This is a genomic window from Bradyrhizobium diversitatis (assembly GCF_016031635.1).
GTDB lineage: Bacteria > Pseudomonadota > Alphaproteobacteria > Rhizobiales > Xanthobacteraceae > Bradyrhizobium > Bradyrhizobium diversitatis.
In genome coordinates this window covers 104,418-121,121 of record NZ_JACEGD010000015.1, presented here as the reverse complement: position 1 = coordinate 121,121, position 16,704 = coordinate 104,418, and the positions used below count along the sequence as shown (strand labels likewise).

Below are 16,704 nucleotides of genomic sequence, written 5' to 3'. Positions count from 1 at the left end.
CGGTCGGCTGAGCGTAAACAGACGCTCAAATTACGTCGACGTTTCAGCATGCGGGCCGGAAGATCGCGTATGGTTTGTCGAAAGCCGCCGGCCGGTTCGGCCTATGCCGGTCCATTGCTCTCCCGCCGAGTCTTATCGAATGTCCGGTGAACTGCAGATCGGAGAGGCCGTCGCGAGAGGTTATCCGCCCGCCGTGCTCTACCTGCGCAACGACGAGACCGTCACGACGCAAGTCTGCGCATTCAACTACTTCTCGGTCTTTATGAATGATCATCCGGAAGTGGATGCGCATGTCTGGCTGTTCGACGGAGCGGGCACGCAGGCCGGGTATTTCCACAGGGAGCTCGGCGTCAACGGACAGCTGCAGTTGCAGACTTCGGAGCTGTGTCCGCAGGTTTCGGGAACGGTGGCGATGGCGCTGGTCCCGAAACACGAGACCAAGCTTCGCCCCGGACGGAAGGTGACCACCGGCTACTATGCACAATATTTCTCGCAGCACGGTGCGGTGACATTGTCACACGAGCGGGAACCCGTGGCGGCGGCGCCGTTCCCGACCTCAGCCTGGATGCAATCCTATCTCACGCGATTCCTGAAGGAGTCCGGCGTGGTGCTCGTGAACTCCTGCATGGCGCCCGAGGGCGTCTCGGTTGGGACCGCCCGGCTCATGGCCCTGGATGGCACCGCATTGGGCCAGCGCGCGCTGCCGGAGATCGCTCCGATGGGGGCCGTCCGCATCAGCACGCTCGATCTTTTCCCCGAGGCTGAAAGGTTGATCGGCGCGGCCGAAGGTTTCGCTCTGGAGTTCAAGGGCACCAACATCGCCAGCCCGTTCAGCTATTATGAGTTTGCCAACGGCAAATTCAGCTTGCATCATTTTTAGGGGCGCCTCCGTGACACGTTTCTCGTCGAGTCCCTGGAAGCCCTACGAGCCCAGATTCATGTTCCCGACCTTTGCGGGTGTCGAGTCGCGCATGGGTTTTTCGATCCCCGCCTGGTATCGCCCCGTCGACATCAGGTATCTCCGCAGCCTCGTCGCCGGCAGCCTGCGCAAGAATTTCCGCGAAACAGTCAAGGATCTCGTTCCCGAACTCGCCAGCCTGGTTGCCTCGGGCTTTAGCAAGAAGCTCAGGTTCAAGCTGCACATCCTGTCCCGCGACGGCGAGTACCGGGCAACCTACGAGTTTCCGGACAATTATGCGCCGGGCTCCTCCGTCGAGATCGAGCTGTCGCGTCTTTTCGCCTCGCTCAAGTTGCCACAGGAGGATTATCTGGTCATCGCCGTGATGTCGCGCGGGCGTATGGACGGCTTCCGATCCTCGCCTGCCAGCTATTCGATGACCTATGTCGATCAGGATAACGTCGCGATCTATCGCACCGGAGCCTTTGCCCGGCCCCTGAACGAAGGCAGGCTCAAGGCGCATGTCGGGTTCACCGGGATCAATCCGAAGATCATTGCGACCAGCGACATCGTCAGCAGCCTGATGCTGATCAATCACTCCTCCGATCCCGAATATGCTCATGCGGCGCGGCCGACATCGAAGCTGATCCGCGAGGATGGCGAGCAGATCGAGGCCGATTTCGGCGAGATTCCGCCGCTCGGGGCGCGCGAGATGTCGGTCGTCGACATGTTCGGCAATCGGGTGTTCGACTTCCTAAAGCCGTTCGGCGGCCGCGGATCCACCGTCACGACCTGCGTAGGCGTCACGCTCGCCAGTCTGCATCTACAGCGCACGAACGATAACCGGCGAACACTGCTGGGCATCGAGCATTCGCGGCCAGCGCATATGAACCTCGCCGGTATTTTGCAGCATTAGGGAAATCGATCATCGGAGCACAGGGCAGTGTTGTCTCGCCTCCGTTACGAGCGAGGGTGCCGCCGCTACCACACGCTTCTCCCGCCGTCGATCACCAGGTTCTGCCCGGTCATGTAGCTCGAGGCATCGGAGCAGAGGAACTGCACCGCAGCGCGGTACTCGTCGACATCGGCCATGCGAGCCATGGGAATCAGGCGCGTCAGTCGCTCGACGAAGGCGGGATCCTGGTTGTTGAAGACGCCGCCGGGCGAGATCGCGTTGACGCGGACGCCGTGGCCGGCCCAATAGGTCGCCAGATATTTCGTCAGCCCGATCAGGCCGTGCTTGATCACCGAGTAAGTCACCGGTTTCACCGGCTGCTCCTCCTCGCGTGTCACCTGTGGCTGGCGGTAGATTCGCTGGTCCGGCGCGATCACGCCGAGATCGGAGGCGATGTTCAGGATCACGCCGCGGCCACGCGCCGCCATCGCGCCGCCGAACACCTGCGCGCACAGCATCGCACCGGTCAGGCCCACGGCGATCTCGGTCTGCCATTGCGGCACCGGAAACGCCTCGAAGCGGGAAGAATGCGTCACGCCGGGTGCGGAGGTCACCTTGGGGTCGATCGCCGCGTTGTTGACGAGGATGTCGACGGAGACGCCGCGGCCGGAAAGTTGCTCGTTTGCAGCCCGTACCGAGTCAAAGGAGGTGACGTCGATCGCAAGCGCGATCAGGTCGGCGGACGGCGCGTTCTGCTTGAGCGCGGCAATGGCTGCTTCGGCCTGCGCAAGCCCGACGTCGGTGACGACGACGCGCGCGCCCGCTTCCGAAAGCGCGGCGACATGCTGCCGCCCGAGCAGGCCGCCTGCGCCGGTCACGAGAGCGGTGCGGCTGGTCAGGTCATAGCGTGAGGACGGGCTTGCCATCGGGAAGGCTCCTGTTCAGCTACGCAACTGGCCGCCGTCGGCGACCATCACGCTGCCGGTGATGAACGAAGCGCGGGGCGAGGCGAGAAAGGCGACGAGGTCGGCGATCTCTTCCGGCTTACCCAGCCGGCGCAGCGCCACGTCGCGGACGAGCATCTCGTCCACCGCAGCGCTGTCCTCGGCGAGCTTGCGTGCCCAGGTGCCGTCTGCGGCCAGGATGTTGCCCGGTGCCACCGCATTGATGCGGATGCCTTCGAGCGCCAGCGGCCGGGCCAGGCCACGCACGGTCGCATTCAGCGCCGCCTTTGCGGCGTAGTAGGTGACGGGCGCCCCAAGCGCCGCCATGCCTGCGATCGAAGAGATGCAGACGATGGCCCGGTCGCCGCTGCCGCGCGCCATCAACGGCCGGGCGGCCTCGATCATATTGGTCGTGGCGAAGAGATTGAGGTCCATTATCCGCGACCACTCCGCCGCGGTTTCCTTTCCCGGCGGTACGGAGGCGCCGCTGCCGACGTTGCAGACGAGGATGTCGAGGCGCCCCCAGCGCCGCTCAACCTCGTGTACCAGCGTCGCGGCAGCGGCCGGGTCGGTGACGTCGGCCGCGTGCGCCGATGTGCTGCCGCCGATCGCAGCTCGGGCCGCATCAAGCGCATCGGCCCCCCGCGCGGCGAGCGCGACCTTGGCTCCTTCCGCAGCGAGCGTCACCGCGATCGCAAGTCCGATCCCGCGGCTGGCGCCGGTGACGAGAGCGACGCGATCGTTCAGCTCGAGCTTCATCGCGCTGCGTCCTCGATCCAGCCGATCGTCATGTCGCGATACCTGGCGAGCGCTCCGGCGTGATCGCCGTCGGCGGCGCGCGCGGTTTGCAGGATGTACTGACCCTTGTAGCCGGAACGCTCGATCAGGCGGATGGTCTTGGGAAGGTCGGCATTGCCGGTGCCGAGCGGCACGGTGGTGCCGCCCCTGACACGGTCCTTCACATGCACATTGAGAATGCGTGGCGCGTAAGCGCCGATCTCCTCGGCGCTGTCGTAGCCGAGCGAAGCGCTATTGCCGCTGTCGTAGTTGATGCCGAAGACCTCCGCCGGAAATGCCTCCATGAACCGGGCGAGCTTGCGCGGGGGCAGATCGGACTCGAAGACGATCCTGACATTGCGCCTTGCAAGTGTCTCCGAACGCGCGAGCAGAACGCGCTTCAACGTATCGCTCTCGCTCTGGCGCTCGATCTTGCCGTTGTCGACCAGCGGGATCACGACGAATTCGATGCCGATCCGGCTGCAGGCGGCGATCAGGAGGTCGAGGTCGGCGACGAGCGCGTCGCGTACCACGGCGTCGACCTTCCAGAACGGTGCCTGCATGAAGCAATCACCGGTCAGGCTCGGGATGCGCACGCCGTTCTCGTGCGACAGTGTCAGAATCTCCTGTTGTCCCGGCTCAGTCATGAGCGGGTTCTCGCGCAGCCGCTCCTGATCGATGGTCCATTCCATTCGCGTCAGGCCGAGCGCCTTGGCACGGGGAAATTCCTCGCGCCATTCATTCCACGGGAACGCCTGGATCTTGCCGTCGACCAGTGCCGACAGGCGTCCCTGCATGAAGCCGATGCGTTGCAATGTTGCGGTCACGATGTGCTATCCGAGCTGATGGCAAGACCCTTGGTGGTCCAGCCCCCATCGACGAAGATTTCCTGGCCGGTCACGTAGGCGGAGGCTTCGGAGGCCAGGAAGATGGCGGCACCGATCATGTCGGCGGGCTGTCCCCAGCGGCCGAGCATGGTGTGGCGGCGTCTCGCCTCGTGCATGACCGGATCGGCAAAGCTCTTCGCTGTCATCTCGGTCGCGACATAACCCGGCGCAAGCGCGTTGACGCGGATGCCGTCGGACGCGTAGTCGGCGGCGAGTGCCCGCGTCAGCCCGGCAAGGCCCGCCTTCGCCGCCACGTAGCCGGGATTTCCGGGAAAGCCCCGGATCGAGTTGATGCTGGTGACGTTGACGATTGCGGCCGAGCCGGCGTTCTTCAGGAGCGGATAGGCGGCGAGGATGGTGGCGTAGACGCCGGTAAGATCGGTTGCGACCGTGGCGCGGAAGCGCGCGAGCTCGCTTTCGGCGCTCTGGGCCGGAAGACTGATGCCGGCGGCATTCACGAGCGCGTCGATGCGCTCGGCTTTTGCCGCAATGGCGCGGAACGCGTTGTCGATCGCTTCGTCGTCGGAGAGGTCGCAGGCAATGGCAGTGACGCCCTGCGGCGCGGTCCCGGACCGGCTGAGGCCGAACACCGTGGCACCCGCACCCTGCAGGCCGCTGGCAATCGCTGCGCCAATACCGCGTGAGGCGCCGGTGACCACCGCGATCTTGCCTGCGAGAGAGAAGGCGCTGAGCTCAGGCATAGCCGTAACTGCGCATGATGGCGGCGCAAAGCTTGACGTCCTCGGGACGATCGATCTGGAACATCTTGTGACGCTCCATCACGTGGAAGCCGATCTTGCCGCCGAGACGATTGTTCTGCTCGCGCAGGAGGGATGGGATCAGGACGTAGAACGAGCCGTTCTCGAGGTAGCGCTTCTCGATCTGCTGCCGCATGCGGCGGTTGCGATAGTCGTAATTGATCGGCTCCGGTCCGCTCGCGCCGATTCGCCAGTTGAAGTAGTCCTCGACCTCGCAGACCGAAAGCAGGCTATCGAGATGATCGCGATCGAAGGTCGCAAGCGCGTTCTCGATGTCGCCGGGCTCGCGGATGGGCGATGTGGCCTGAAGCGCGACCACGCGCTCGAACCGGCCCATGCTCGCCTCGGTCGCATCGAGGGCATGCAGCCAGGCGGATTCGGAGGAGGCGAGGTCGCCCGAAATGTCGTCCGGACGCCGCACCCCGACGGCGCCGGCGGCCTCGGCCGCGGCGAGGATCGCGTCACTGTCCGACGAGACCGCCACCACGTCGACGCCGCGTGCGGCGCGCGCCTGCTCGACCGTCCAGGCGATCAGCGGCTTGCCGCAGAGATCGAGCAGGTTCTTGTGCGGGATGCCCTTGGAGCCGCCGCGCGCGGCGATCACGGCCAGCGTCTTGCGCGCCATCAGATATGTCCCTCGAGACGCTCGAGCGCGGTCCAGAAGCCTTCGCCCATGTTCTTGTGGCCCTGCCATATCTCGGGAATGAACGACGCCGTCGGCGCATGCTTGCGCAGCACCTGTCCGATTTCGTCGAAATCGATCTCGCCTTCGCCGATCTGGAGACCTTCGCCGTCGAGCCCCTTGGCGTCGCCGAAATGCAGATGTGCAGTGTGCGGCCCGAGCTGGGCGAGGCCTTGTGCAAAGTCGAAGCCGAAATGATTGGCGGCGAGCTTGGTGTGGGAGATGTCGACGCACATGCGCAGATCATGCCTGGCGCAGAACGCGGCCGACTCCTCCGGGAAGATAAAGATGTTCTGATGACGCTGGCCACCGAAATGCCAGGGGAACGGTGCCATGGTCTGCGGCGTCAGCTCGACGCCGTCCATGTCAAGCTCGGTCAAGCTCTGCGCAAAGATGCGGTAGCGCTCGGCCTTCTCCTCCGGCGGCAGCGGCTCGTCCATGGTGAAGCCGCCGACATTGGCGACGATGGGCGGGCGCTTGGTCTTGGGAAAGAACTTCTTGAGGCCGCGCGTGATGTCGATCACCGCTTGCGTCTGCTCCAGCGAGTAGCGCCGCAGCGCCTCGTCGGGGGTTGCAAGGTCCATCAGCTTGGAGCCGGCAAACAGCTCCGGCGCATGCACGACGAAGCCGAGATCATAGGTACCGGAGAGATAGGCCGCGGGATCGCGCTCCATGTCGCTGTAGCTGAGGTGGAATTCGATGATGTCGGGGTCGCAGATCTCCAGGAAGCGCGCGGTATCGTGATAACGCACCGGCACACCCCAGGGCCGGTCGAAACGGTAGCGCCGTGCCTTTGCGACGCCTTCGTCGAGGTCGCTCTGGAAGAAATAGTCGTCCGCCGCCATCGTCCGCGTCAGCCTGCGGCCGAGCAGCGCCGGCATCTTCAGCGGCGACAGGCCCTGTCCCGGGCTCTTCACGGCGATGTCGCTTTCGGAGATCATCGTACCGGCCGGAAGGTCGCGCGCGGCCACCAGGCTCTTGGCGAGGTTTTCGCGGTTGATCAACTCGCCCTGGCTCAGCGCGCGCTCGGCGAGCTTCTCGCCGCGCGCCGCTTCCACCTCGCGAATGCCGGAGACGAGCGCCTTGAACTCCTCCGGCTCGAGACTTGCGGCATGGTCCGGACCTTCCATCTCGCGATCAAGCGTGATGTGGCGTTCGATGACGACGGCGCCAAGCGCGACGGCGGCCGTCGAAACGGCGATGCCGCGCTCGTGGCCGGAATAGCCGACGACCGGATGGATCTCGCGCAGTGTTTCCATGAAACGCAAATGGATGTTGTGGAGCGCGGCCGGATAGGTGCTCTGGCAATGCAGCAGCACGTAGCTGGCATTGCGGTCGTCGAGGAATTTCGCCGCGGCCTTGATCTCGTCCGTCGTGCTCATGCCGGTCGAGACGATCAGCGTCTTGCCGGTGGCCGCGAGGCGGGCGAGCAGCGGCAGATTGGTGAGGTCGGCCGAGGCGATCTTGTAGGCGTGCACACCGAAGCCTTCGAGCACGGCGACGCTCTTCGCGTCCCAGGGCGTGCAGAGGTACTCGATACCCTTGGCTGCGCAGTACTCGGCGATCTTCTTTTGCTGCGCGGTCGGCAACTCGAAGCGGCGAAGCAGATCGAGCGTATATTCGACGGCGAGGTCGTCGTCCTTCCCGGACAGGCTCGAGGCGCGATAGACTTCCTCCAGCTTGCGCATCTGGAATTTGGCGCAATCCGCCCCGGCCGCGACCGCGGCATCGACCAGCGCAATGGCGCGGTCGAAGTCGCCATTGTGGTTGTTGCCGATTTCGGCGATGACATAGCAGGGTTCGCCCTCGCCCAGAAGACGGTTGCCAATACGGACCGGAGCAGACTGTTTGGGCGATGTCATCAACATTCTCGTCTCATATGCGTCAGGCGAGCCGCGCGGGAACGCGCGACTTCCACGTCCGCAGCCCGTTCTCTTCGAACATGATGCGCGAACAGCGATGCCCCTGCTGTTCCAGCGCCGCGATGAGCTGGTAGCGCTCGAACGGACGTACGAAGAACAGGAAGTAACCGCCGCCGCCGGCGCCCAGGAGCTTGCCGCCGACCGCGCCGTGCTGCTTGGCGAAATCGTAGATCGCGTCGATCGCCTCCGACGAGATCTTCGAGCTCAGCTTCCGTTTGGCGTGCCAGGCCTCGTCGATCAGCCGGCCGCATTCCAGGAGCTGGCCGCGCAGCAGATGCCGCCTTATGTCGCGCGTCACTTCCTTTTGCTTGGCAGCGGCGGCGACGGCGTCGCTGGTCTCGTGCTGAGCCTTCTGGTCACGGTGAATGGCGCCTGAATCGCGGCCGGAGCCGGCGTAGCAGAGCACCAGGCTTTCCTCGAGCTCGGCGATGATGTTGGGATCGAGACGAAGCGGCACGATGGTGTTCTGGTCGGAGAAGAACTCCATGTGATTGAAGCCGCCGAACACGGTGGCGTACTGATCCTGCCAGCCGCCGGGAATGTTGAGCATCAGCCGCTCGGCCTGGAAAGCCATTTCCGCGATCTCGTGGCGGTCCCACTGATCCCCACGGAATTCGTTGAAGCAACCGATGATCGCGGACGAGACCACAGCGGAGCCGCCGAGGCCGGAACCGACCGGGAAGTCGGCGGACACCTCGAGCTCGAATCCATAGGTCGGCTTGATCAGGCGCACGACCGACTTGATCAGCGCGAGATCTCCGCCCGTTCCGAGTTCTGCGAGATTGTCGGCCTCGACCGTGCGGCGGAAATCGTGCGAGTAGATCCGGATGCTGGGATCGCTCCGGCGCCGCAGCGTCGCGTGGGCGTACATCTTGATCGTGGCGCTGATGACCGCGCCGCCGTCATTCGCCACGAAGTAATGGGTCAGGTCGGTGCCGCCGCCGGAGAAGCTGATCCGCACCGGCGAGCGGGCACGCGCGAACACCTCGCTCTCTTCCGAGAGGTTGAACAGCTCGCGGCTGAATACGTCGACCAGCTGTCCCTCGCCATCGAGGATCGGCACCACGTGCACGCGCTGGTCGAGCAGCTTCAGGATCTGCTCGCGCGGGCCGCCGATCGGCGCCCAGACGAAGTTGCGATTGATGCAGGACGCGACCCGGTCCTGGATCGTGATGCCGGTCAGCATGCGCCTGCGGATGTCACCGTCCGTCACGGCGCCGACGATTCGTCCGCTCGCGTCCTGCGCGAACAGGATGCCGAGCATATTCGCATTCAGGCGCCGGAAAGCTTCCTCAATGGTCTCGGTCTCGGCGATGGTGACGAGGGTTCGTTCAAGCACGTTTTGGGGTCCAGAAAGGGCCGATTCCGGCCATATCGTAGCAAGGTTGGTAATACGGGAGCGGCAGCGACGATGCAAGGTTTCTAGGCCACGCCGGACTCGCGCCAGAATGGCGGGTGCAAGCACTTTGGCCGGGCCGTAGCCGATTTACATCGGCCGGGGCCCTTGGAGAAGGCTTCCGTAACGGGGCCGAACGAGATGGTCGCGACTGGAGGCAACTCGGGGATCAAGTACGGGCATCAGCATTGCTTCTGCGCGACGGCGAGTGGATCTCGGCTGCAAGGGATACGCTTCACGCATCCGGGACTCGACGTCACTTGAGGTCAGCGTTCGTCCGCGATCACCTTGCCGTCATTCGGCAGTGCGCCGAGGCTGACCAGTTCGACGGCGCCACCGAGCTTGGTCACGGCGCGCAGAGTTCCGGCGATCTCTTCGCGTAGCGCCTCGCTCGCGGTCGCCGTTTCCGCTCTCAATGTCATCGCGTCGCTCTCGCCCTGCCGTGTGACCACGAGGCGTAGTCTTCCAAGCGAGGTATGGCGCTTGCCGATCTCGGCGATCTGCTCGGGCCGGACGAACATGCCCTTGACCTTGGTGGTCTGGTCGGCGCGGCCCATCCAGCCCTTGATGCGCATGTTTGTGCGCCCGCATGGGCTCGTGCCGGGTAGGGCCGCGGTGAGATCGCCGAGGGCGAGCCGGATCCAGGGATGGTGCGGATCGAGCGAGGTCACGACGATCTCGCCGACGTCGCCCGGCGCAACCGGATCTCCGGTGCCGGGCTTGACGATCTCCAGGATCAGGTCCTCGTTCACGACCATGCCCTCGCGCGCCTCGGTCTCGAATGCGATGAGGCCGAGATCGGCGGTGCCGAAGGCTTGGTAGGCGTCGATGCCGCGCGCCTTGATCTCGGCCTGGAGCGAGGGCGGGAACGCGGCGCCCGAGACCAGCGCGCGCTTGATCGAGCAGATGTCGCGCCCGGAGCTTGCTGCGGCGTCGAGCAGGATCTTCAGGAAATCCGGCGTGCCGCTGTAGCCAACCGGCCGGTAGGCCTCGATCAGCTCGAATTGCTGTTCCGTATTGCCGGGGCCGGCGGGGATAACCGCGCAGCCGAGCGCGCGTGCGGAGGCGTCGAAGATGAAGCCGCCGGGGGTGAGATGATAGCTGAAGGTATTGAGGACGATATCGTCAGGACGGAACCCCGCCGCGAACAGCGCCCTTGCGCCGCGCCAGGGATCTCCTTGCCGTCCTTCCGGCTCGAAGATCGGGCCGGGGGAGGTGAAGAGGCGGGCGAACGAGCCGGGAGGCCCCGCCACGAGGCCCCCGAAAGGCGCAGAGGCCTTATGCAGGGCGGGCAGCTCCGATTTGCGCAACACCGGCAGGCCCGCCAGGGCCGCCCTGGAGGTCACGGCGTCGGGATCGCAGCCTTTGAGCCGCTCGGCATAGGCCGGGGCGGCCATCGCGGCTCGCAGCACCCCTGGCAGGCGGGAGAACAGGTCGGCCTCGCGCGCTGCTTGTTCACGGGTCTCGCGGGCGTCGTAATGGGCGGTCATGGCTGTTCTTTCCGTGTTGGCATCCGTTGCGCGCCGCCACCAGCATGGGTATCAGACCGCCATTGGTGAGGCCTAGAGAGGACCCGATGGCGGACGAAGGAATCATTGCGGCGGACGAGGCGTCGAACGTAGTCGCGCGCCTGAAGCGCCGCATGATCGACGAGGCGCTGCCGCTGTGGTCGACGGTCGGCTGGGATCAGGCTGCGGGTGGTTTCATCGACCGGCTGCACCGCGACGGCGCGGCGGATGCGGCCGCACCCCGGCGCGTATTCGTGCAGGCGCGCCAGATCTGGTGCTACGCCAAGGCGGCGCAGATGGGGTGGTATCCTGAGGGGCGTGGCATCGCGCTGAAGGGGCTTGAGGATCTGCTGGCGAGAGCGAAGGCGCCCGACGGCCGGCCCGGCTATGTGCACCGGCTGACGCCCGAGGGAGCGGTGCTGGATGCCCGGCGCGATGCCTATGACCACGCCTTCGTCCTCTTTGCGCTCGCGGCCGTCTACGCCCTCGACCAGGATGCGCAGGTCCGTGCCGAGATCGATGCGCTGCTCGCCTTCCTCGATGGCCATCTGCGCTCGCCGCATGGGGGCGTTCACGAAGGCCTTCCGGTCTCGCTGCCGCGCCGACAGAACCCGCACATGCATCTGTTCGAGGCGATGATCGCGTGCTTCGAGGCGACCCACGATCTGTCGTTCCAGAACCGTGCCGGAGAATTCTTTGCACTGTTCCTGGCCAATCTCTACGACAAGCAGAAGCGCATCCTGACCGAGTACTTCGAGGAAGACTGGTCGAAGATCGAGCCCGTCAGCGTCGAGCCCGGTCACCAGGCGGAATGGGTCTGGCTGCTGAAGGGTTTCGAGCGCATCACGGGCTGCCCGACCGCGCCGCGGCGTGCCGAACTGCTGTCGACCGCGCTGCGCTATCGCGACGAGGCCACCGGCTGCCTGATCGACGAGGGGGACGACGTCGGCAACATCCGCCGCAGCACGCGTCGGCTGTGGCCGCAGACCGAGATCGCGAAGGCGTGGATCGCGCAGGCCGAGTCGGGCGAGGCGGGGGCGGCGGACGAGGCGCGCGCGGCGCTGGTGCGGCTCGAACGGCATTATCTCAGCCATCCCGTGAAGGGCGGCTGGTACGACCAGTTCGATCGCGACGGCAAATCGCTGATCGACATCATTCCTGCGTCGTCGTTCTATCATGTTCTCTGCGCAGTCACGGAAGCGGAACAGGTGCTTGAGAGTTGAAGCTCTTCTGTATCGACGTGTTTTCTTCACGCGAACCGGTTCCCACTTCGCTTGAAAACGCTACAGCCAGCGCTTGCGCCGCTTGAAGCTCTTGAGGTTCTTGAAGCTCTTGCGCTGGTCGCCGGCGCCGCCGAGGTAGAACTCCTTGACGTCCTCGTTGTCGCGCAAGTCGTCCGCGCTGCCGTCGAGCACGACCTTGCCCTGTTCCATGATGTAGCCGTGGCTTGCCACCGAGAGCGCAGCGCGCGCGTTCTGCTCGACCAGCAGGATGGTGACGCCGAGGTCGCGGTTGATCTTCTGGATGATCGAGAACACCTCTTTCACCAGCAGCGGCGACAAGCCCATCGAAGGCTCATCCATCAAGATCATCTTCGGGCGCGCCATCAGGGCGCGGCCGATCGCGAGCATCTGCTGCTCACCGCCAGAGAGATAGCCGGCAAGGCCAGTGCGCTCCTTCAGGCGCGGAAAGTAGTTGAAGACCATGTCGAGGTCGGCGTCGACCTCGCGGTCCCTGCGGGTGAAGGCGCCGAGCTTGAGGTTCTCCAGCGACGTCATGTCGGCGACGATGCGCCGGCCCTCCATCACCTGGAAGATGCCGCGGCGCACGATCTTGTCGGGGTCGATGCCGTTGATCCGCTCGCCTTCGAACAGGATCTCGCCGCGCGTCACCTCGCCGTCCTCGGTCTTGAGCAACCCGGAGATCGCCTTCAGCGTCGTCGACTTGCCGGCGCCGTTGGCGCCCAGCAGCGCCACGATCGCACCTTTCGGCACGTCGAGGCTGAGGCCGCGCAGCACCAGGATGACGTCGTCGTAGACGACTTCGATGTTGCGCACGGCGAGGAGGGGCGGTGCGGGGACGATGCTTGGGGAGGGGCGCTCGATCTGAGCCGTTTCACTCATGGCTGGTTACTCTCTCGGTGTCGTCGCGGCTCTATCGCGTCATTCCGGGGCGGTCCGCAGGACCGAACCCAGAATCTCGAGGTTCCGGGTCCGATGCTTCGCATCGTCCCGGAACGACGGACGCACTAGCTCACCACCCCAGCAATTCCGGCTTGCGCGGCAACTCGACGGTCTTGACCTTCTCGAGCTTGATCGTGCCTTTGGCCATGAGATCGTTGAGGTCGCCGTCGGTCGCGCCCGAGATTTTGGTGCGATAGAGATCCACCTTCAGCGTGCCGCGATGATCCTTCTCGGTCCAGGTCGAGGGATTGCAGACGCCCTCCATCCCGGCCGGCACCCAATCCTTCTTCTGGTGGAAGCCCTTGGCGACGTTCTCGCCGGTGGCGCCGCCGTTCTTGGCGGCCCAGTCGATCGCCTCCTTCATGTACATCGCCGAGCAGACGGCCGCGACGTAGTGCACGGGACGATAGACCTTGCCGGTGGGATCGGACATCTTCGAGATCTCCATCATCGTCTTCATGCCGGGTGCATCGCCGCCCCAGCTCACCGCGGTCCGCAGCGGGAAGATCACGCCGTTGGCGGCATCCCCGGCGGTCTTGGCGGCGTTCTCGTCCATGCCCCAGACATTGCCGAGGAACTGGATGTCTACCCCAGCCGTCTTGCAGGCCTTCATCACCGAGATGTTGGAGGCGGCGGTGTTGCCGAGATAGGCGTAGTTGGCGCCCGAGGATTTCAGGCTCAGGCATTGCGCGCTGTAGTCACCGGGCGTCAGAGCGAATATGAGCGGCGGCAGCACCTCGAAGCCAAGCTCTTGCGCCATGGCTTCGCCGGCGGCTTTTGGCGCGTTCGGATAGGGGTGGTTGGCGCCCATGTGCACGAATTTGGGTTTGCCGGACTTGCCCTTGGCCTTCCAGTCCTCGGCCGCCCACATCAGCATCGCGCGCAGCGCGTCCGAATAGCTCGGGCCATAGAAGAAATTATAAGGCGCAGGCTTGGCCTTGCCGCTGACCCCTCCGGGATCGGTCAGGGCGGCGGCATAGGAGCCGGACATGTCGGGGATCTTGTCCTGGGCAAGGAAACCGGTCAGCGCCTCGGTGTCCGCCGTGCCCCAGCCCATGATTGCGGCGACCTTGGAGTCGGGCGCCGACCACTTCTTGTAGAGCGCAATCGCGCGCGGCACCTGATAGCCGTAATCGTTGGTGTCGAGATTGACCTGCTTGCCGCCGATGCCGCCGTTCTTGTTGACCCAGGCGAAGGTGTCGGCGACGGCCTGCCCGAAGGGCGTGCCGACGTCCGAGGTGCCGCCGGAATAGTCCGCGAGATGTCCGATCGCGATTTGCGCCTGCGCGCCGGCCGAGAATGCGGCGATCGCAATCGCGAGCGATGCGGTGCTCAAAAGGGACTTCATCGTCATGGGTCGGTTCCTCCTGTTTATTGTTTAAGTGAAGTTGCCCGCGCTCAATGCGAGAACGGGTAGAGTTTCCAGTACGCCTTGATCTGCCGCCAGCGATGCGCGAGCCCGTCAGGCTCGAACATCAGGAATGCGATGATGATCACTCCGATCGCGATCTCGCGCAGGAAGGTGATATTGTTGTTGAGCGAGAGCGCCTGGTCGATCGCTCCGCCCTTCAGATGATGGCTTAGCCACTCCATCGATTCCGGCAGCAGCACCACGAAGGCGGTACCCATCAGCGTGCCCATGATCGAGCCGGTGCCGCCGATGATGATCATGGCGAGGAACAGGATCGAACGCTCGATGCCGAAGCCCTCCTGCGACACCACGAGCTGGTAGTGCGCATAGAGCGCGCCGGCGATGCCGGCGAAGAAGGCGGCGAGCCCGAACGACAGCGTCCGGTACTTGGTGAGGTTGATGCCCATGATCTCGGCCGAGAGATAATGGTCGCGGATCGCCACCAGCGCGCGGCCGTCACGGGTGCGCATCAGATTGGTGACGAGGACGTAGCTCACGAGCACATAGGCCAGCACGACGTAGAAGTACTGCCTGTCGCCGCGCAGTGTGTAGCCGAAGATCGAGAACGGCGCGGCGCTCGCCGGCACCGAGCCGCCGGAAAACCATTCGGCGCGCGAGAAGAAGTCGAGCAGGATGTACTGCGCAGCCAGCGTCGCAATGACGAGGTAAAGACCTTTCAGCCGCGCCGCCGGAATGCCGAAGATCAGCCCGACCAGCGCAGTGACGACGCCGGCGAGCGGGATTGCGAAGAACACCGGGATCGGCGCGTTGTTGGAAATGTAGGCGGAGGTAAATGCCCCGAGCAGGAAGAAGGCGGCATGGCCGATCGAGATCTGGCCGGTGAAGCCGACCAGGATATTGAGCCCGAGCGCCGCGATGGAGAAGATGCCGATCTGGATCAGGATGCTGAGCCAATAGCCGCTGAAAAATTGCGGCGCGAGGCACAGCAGCGCTACGCCTGCGATGGCGAAGTTGCGGCTCGTCGCGGTCGGGAAGATCGTGGTGTCGGCCGCGTAGGAGGTGCGGAAATCACCAGCAGGAATGAGGGCAGGGCCGGCCATGGGTCAGATCCGCTCGATGTCGTGGGTGCCGAACAGCCCGTAGGGCTTGATCATCAGCACGATGATGAGGACGTAGAACGGCGCGATCTCGTAGAGATTGCCCCAGTGCAGATACTCGCTGTCGACATATTGGGCGACGTTCTCGAGCAGTCCGATGATGATGCCGCCAAGCACGGCGCCGCCAACTGAATCCAGCCCGCCGAGGATCGCGGCCGGGAACACCTTGATGCCGTAGGCGGCAAGGCCCGAGGACACGCCGTTCACGACCGCAACGACGACGCCGGCAACCGCCGAGACCGTCGCCGAGATCGCCCAGGCCATCGCGAACACGCTCTTCACGGAAATGCCGAGCGACTGTGCGACCTGCTGGTTGAACGCCGTGGCGCGCATGGCGAGGCCGTATTTGGAGGCGCGGAAGAACCAGGCCATGCCGATCATCATGGCAACCGAGACGACGAGGCTCATGACATAGACGGTCTGGATCTGGAGCCCGAACAGGCTGACGGACTGGCTTTCGAACACCCGCGGGAACGGCTGCGGATTGACGCCGAACATCCACTTCAGCGTCGCCTGCAGCACGGTGGAGAGGCCGATCGTGACCATGATCACCGAGATGATGGGCTCGCCGATCATCGGCCGCAGGATGAGCACCTGGATCGCGATGCCGAATACGAACATGAACACCAGCGTGATCGGCATGCCGATCAAGAACGGCACCTGGTATTTCGCCAGCAGCGCCCAGCATACCCAGGCGCCGACCAGCAGCAATTCCCCTTGCGCGAAATTGACGACCTGCGTCGCCTTGTAGATCAGCACGAACGACATCGCGACCACGCCATAGAGCGTGCCGACCACGAGGCCGTTGACCAGGAGCTGGATGAGGAAAGCGGTGTTCATGTGATATGCTGTCCTTCGCCTCTCCCCGCCTGCGGGGAGAGGCCGACGCGCGAAACGCGCGGCGGGTGAGGGGGAGTCTGCGCATGCGAGGTGTCGATGAGTCCAAGACCGGACGTGCCAGAAGTCTGCGCAGCGCCTCGACGGATGCAGAAGGGGTGTTGTGGTATCGCCTGCGCGCTCGCCGACTGAACGGCTATAAGTTCGTCCGACAAGAGCCGATTGGGCCCTACATTGTCGACTTCATTTGCCGCGAAGCCCGACTGATCATCGAGGTGGACGGTGGGCAGCATGCCGACAGTCCCCATGACGCCGCACGCGACAGGTGGCTGGCCGACCGAAATTACCGGATACTGCGCTTCTGGAACAACGACGTCTCGAGCAACTTGGCTGGCGTTCTCGAAACGATTGTCACCACCCTCGCGGCGACTCCCCCTCACCCGGATCGCTGACGCGCTCCGGCCTCTCCCCGCAAGCGGGGAGAGGCG

16 protein-coding genes are annotated in these 16,704 nt (G+C 64.6%); 4 read left to right on the top strand and 12 right to left on the bottom strand.

All coding sequences use genetic code 11. From position 1 onward, the window contains the following. Positions 1-139 precede the first annotated feature (139 nt). Together H1B27_RS17805 and H1B27_RS17800 are read left to right on the top strand one after the other, a co-directional pair. A complete protein-coding gene (locus H1B27_RS17805; protein ID WP_165936297.1) occupies positions 140-880 on the top strand; it encodes a hypothetical protein in 741 nt (246 codons plus the stop codon). 91 nt (positions 881-971) lie between these two features. Further along, positions 972-1,814 (top strand): hypothetical protein, encoded by an 843-nt coding sequence (locus H1B27_RS17800; RefSeq protein ID WP_246515494.1) that lies wholly within the window; start codon positions 972-974, stop codon positions 1,812-1,814. A gap of 65 nt (positions 1,815-1,879) precedes the next feature. Here H1B27_RS17800 and H1B27_RS17795 read toward each other — a convergent pair whose 3' ends face one another. From H1B27_RS17795 to H1B27_RS17760, 8 genes are all read right to left on the bottom strand, one after another. After that, positions 1,880-2,719, bottom strand: a complete 840-nt coding sequence (locus tag H1B27_RS17795; protein ID WP_197966925.1) for an SDR family oxidoreductase — start codon at positions 2,717-2,719, stop codon at positions 1,880-1,882. A 15-nt stretch (positions 2,720-2,734) separates the two neighbouring features. Continuing rightward, positions 2,735-3,496: an SDR family NAD(P)-dependent oxidoreductase gene (locus H1B27_RS17790; protein WP_197966924.1), complete on the bottom strand. Its 762-nt coding sequence runs from the start codon at positions 3,494-3,496 to the stop codon at positions 2,735-2,737. Beyond that, positions 3,493-4,341: a sugar phosphate isomerase/epimerase family protein gene (locus tag H1B27_RS17785; protein ID WP_311976955.1), complete on the bottom strand. Its 849-nt coding sequence runs from the start codon at positions 4,339-4,341 to the stop codon at positions 3,493-3,495. The genes H1B27_RS17790 and H1B27_RS17785 overlap by 4 nt, the downstream gene beginning before the upstream one ends. Then, the gene (locus H1B27_RS17780; RefSeq protein WP_061880721.1) at positions 4,338-5,102 is read right to left on the bottom strand and encodes an SDR family oxidoreductase; all 765 of its coding nucleotides are present in this window, start codon (positions 5,100-5,102) and stop codon (positions 4,338-4,340) included. Before H1B27_RS17780 ends, H1B27_RS17785 begins: the two co-directional genes overlap by 4 nt. After that, positions 5,095-5,784 (bottom strand): acylneuraminate cytidylyltransferase family protein, encoded by a 690-nt coding sequence (locus H1B27_RS17775; protein WP_061880722.1) that lies wholly within the window; start codon positions 5,782-5,784, stop codon positions 5,095-5,097. The genes H1B27_RS17780 and H1B27_RS17775 overlap by 8 nt, the downstream gene beginning before the upstream one ends. Beyond that, on the bottom strand, positions 5,784-7,703 hold the full coding sequence (locus H1B27_RS17770; RefSeq protein ID WP_246515491.1) for an N-acetylneuraminate synthase family protein: 1,920 nt from the start codon (positions 7,701-7,703) through the stop codon (positions 5,784-5,786). The genes H1B27_RS17775 and H1B27_RS17770 overlap by 1 nt, the downstream gene beginning before the upstream one ends. 22 nt (positions 7,704-7,725) lie before the next feature. Next, positions 7,726-9,102 (bottom strand): GHMP family kinase ATP-binding protein, encoded by a 1,377-nt coding sequence (locus tag H1B27_RS17765; protein ID WP_197966922.1) that lies wholly within the window; start codon positions 9,100-9,102, stop codon positions 7,726-7,728. A gap of 323 nt (positions 9,103-9,425) precedes the next feature. Beyond that, positions 9,426-10,649 (bottom strand): phenylacetate--CoA ligase family protein, encoded by a 1,224-nt coding sequence (locus tag H1B27_RS17760; protein ID WP_197966921.1) that lies wholly within the window; start codon positions 10,647-10,649, stop codon positions 9,426-9,428. Positions 10,650-10,735: 86 nt separating this feature from the next. On the opposite strand from H1B27_RS17760, the gene H1B27_RS17755 reads away from it, so the two are divergent. Continuing rightward, a complete protein-coding gene (locus H1B27_RS17755; protein WP_197966920.1) occupies positions 10,736-11,890 on the top strand; it encodes an AGE family epimerase/isomerase in 1,155 nt (384 codons plus the stop codon). Between the two features lie 60 nt (positions 11,891-11,950). On the opposite strand, the gene H1B27_RS17750 is transcribed toward H1B27_RS17755, so the two are convergent. From H1B27_RS17750 to H1B27_RS17735, 4 genes are all read right to left on the bottom strand, one after another. Then, positions 11,951-12,790 carry an ABC transporter ATP-binding protein gene (locus tag H1B27_RS17750; protein WP_197966919.1) on the bottom strand — a complete coding sequence of 280 codons (840 nt, stop codon included), beginning with the start codon at positions 12,788-12,790 and terminating at the stop codon, positions 11,951-11,953. Positions 12,791-12,920: 130 nt separating this feature from the next. Further along, complete coding sequence (locus H1B27_RS17745) at positions 12,921-14,204, bottom strand: ABC transporter substrate-binding protein (RefSeq protein ID WP_061878839.1); 1,284 nt, start codon at positions 14,202-14,204, stop codon at positions 12,921-12,923. Positions 14,205-14,248: 44 nt separating this feature from the next. Beyond that, a complete protein-coding gene (locus tag H1B27_RS17740) occupies positions 14,249-15,322 on the bottom strand; it encodes a branched-chain amino acid ABC transporter permease (RefSeq protein WP_197966918.1) in 1,074 nt (357 codons plus the stop codon). A gap of 3 nt (positions 15,323-15,325) precedes the next feature. Next, positions 15,326-16,219: a branched-chain amino acid ABC transporter permease gene (locus H1B27_RS17735; protein ID WP_061878841.1), complete on the bottom strand. Its 894-nt coding sequence runs from the start codon at positions 16,217-16,219 to the stop codon at positions 15,326-15,328. Positions 16,220-16,302: 83 nt separating this feature from the next. Between H1B27_RS17735 and H1B27_RS17730 the strand changes: the two genes are divergently transcribed. After that, complete coding sequence (locus tag H1B27_RS17730) at positions 16,303-16,668, top strand: endonuclease domain-containing protein (RefSeq protein WP_061878906.1); 366 nt, start codon at positions 16,303-16,305, stop codon at positions 16,666-16,668. The last annotated feature ends 36 nt before the right edge of the window (positions 16,669-16,704 follow it).

Coding starts and splice junctions, on each gene's coding strand:
- H1B27_RS17770 (WP_246515491.1), bottom strand. CDS start 7,703: ATGACATCGCCCAAACAGTCTGCTCCGGTCCGTATTGGCAACCGTCTT.
- H1B27_RS17795 (WP_197966925.1), bottom strand. CDS start 2,719: ATGGCAAGCCCGTCCTCACGCTATGACCTGACCAGCCGCACCGCTCTC.
- H1B27_RS17755 (WP_197966920.1), top strand. CDS start 10,736: ATGGCGGACGAAGGAATCATTGCGGCGGACGAGGCGTCGAACGTAGTC.
- H1B27_RS17775 (WP_061880722.1), bottom strand. CDS start 5,784: ATGGCGCGCAAGACGCTGGCCGTGATCGCCGCGCGCGGCGGCTCCAAG.
- H1B27_RS17800 (WP_246515494.1), top strand. CDS start 972: ATGGGTTTTTCGATCCCCGCCTGGTATCGCCCCGTCGACATCAGGTAT.
- H1B27_RS17780 (WP_061880721.1), bottom strand. CDS start 5,102: ATGCCTGAGCTCAGCGCCTTCTCTCTCGCAGGCAAGATCGCGGTGGTC.
- H1B27_RS17735 (WP_061878841.1), bottom strand. CDS start 16,219: ATGAACACCGCTTTCCTCATCCAGCTCCTGGTCAACGGCCTCGTGGTC.
- H1B27_RS17790 (WP_197966924.1), bottom strand. CDS start 3,496: ATGAAGCTCGAGCTGAACGATCGCGTCGCTCTCGTCACCGGCGCCAGC.
- H1B27_RS17745 (WP_061878839.1), bottom strand. CDS start 14,204: ATGACGATGAAGTCCCTTTTGAGCACCGCATCGCTCGCGATTGCGATC.
- H1B27_RS17805 (WP_165936297.1), top strand. CDS start 140: ATGTCCGGTGAACTGCAGATCGGAGAGGCCGTCGCGAGAGGTTATCCG.
- H1B27_RS17750 (WP_197966919.1), bottom strand. CDS start 12,790: ATGAGTGAAACGGCTCAGATCGAGCGCCCCTCCCCAAGCATCGTCCCC.
- H1B27_RS17740 (WP_197966918.1), bottom strand. CDS start 15,322: ATGGCCGGCCCTGCCCTCATTCCTGCTGGTGATTTCCGCACCTCCTAC.
- H1B27_RS17730 (WP_061878906.1), top strand. CDS start 16,303: ATGCGAGGTGTCGATGAGTCCAAGACCGGACGTGCCAGAAGTCTGCGC.
- H1B27_RS17760 (WP_197966921.1), bottom strand. CDS start 10,649: ATGACCGCCCATTACGACGCCCGCGAGACCCGTGAACAAGCAGCGCGC.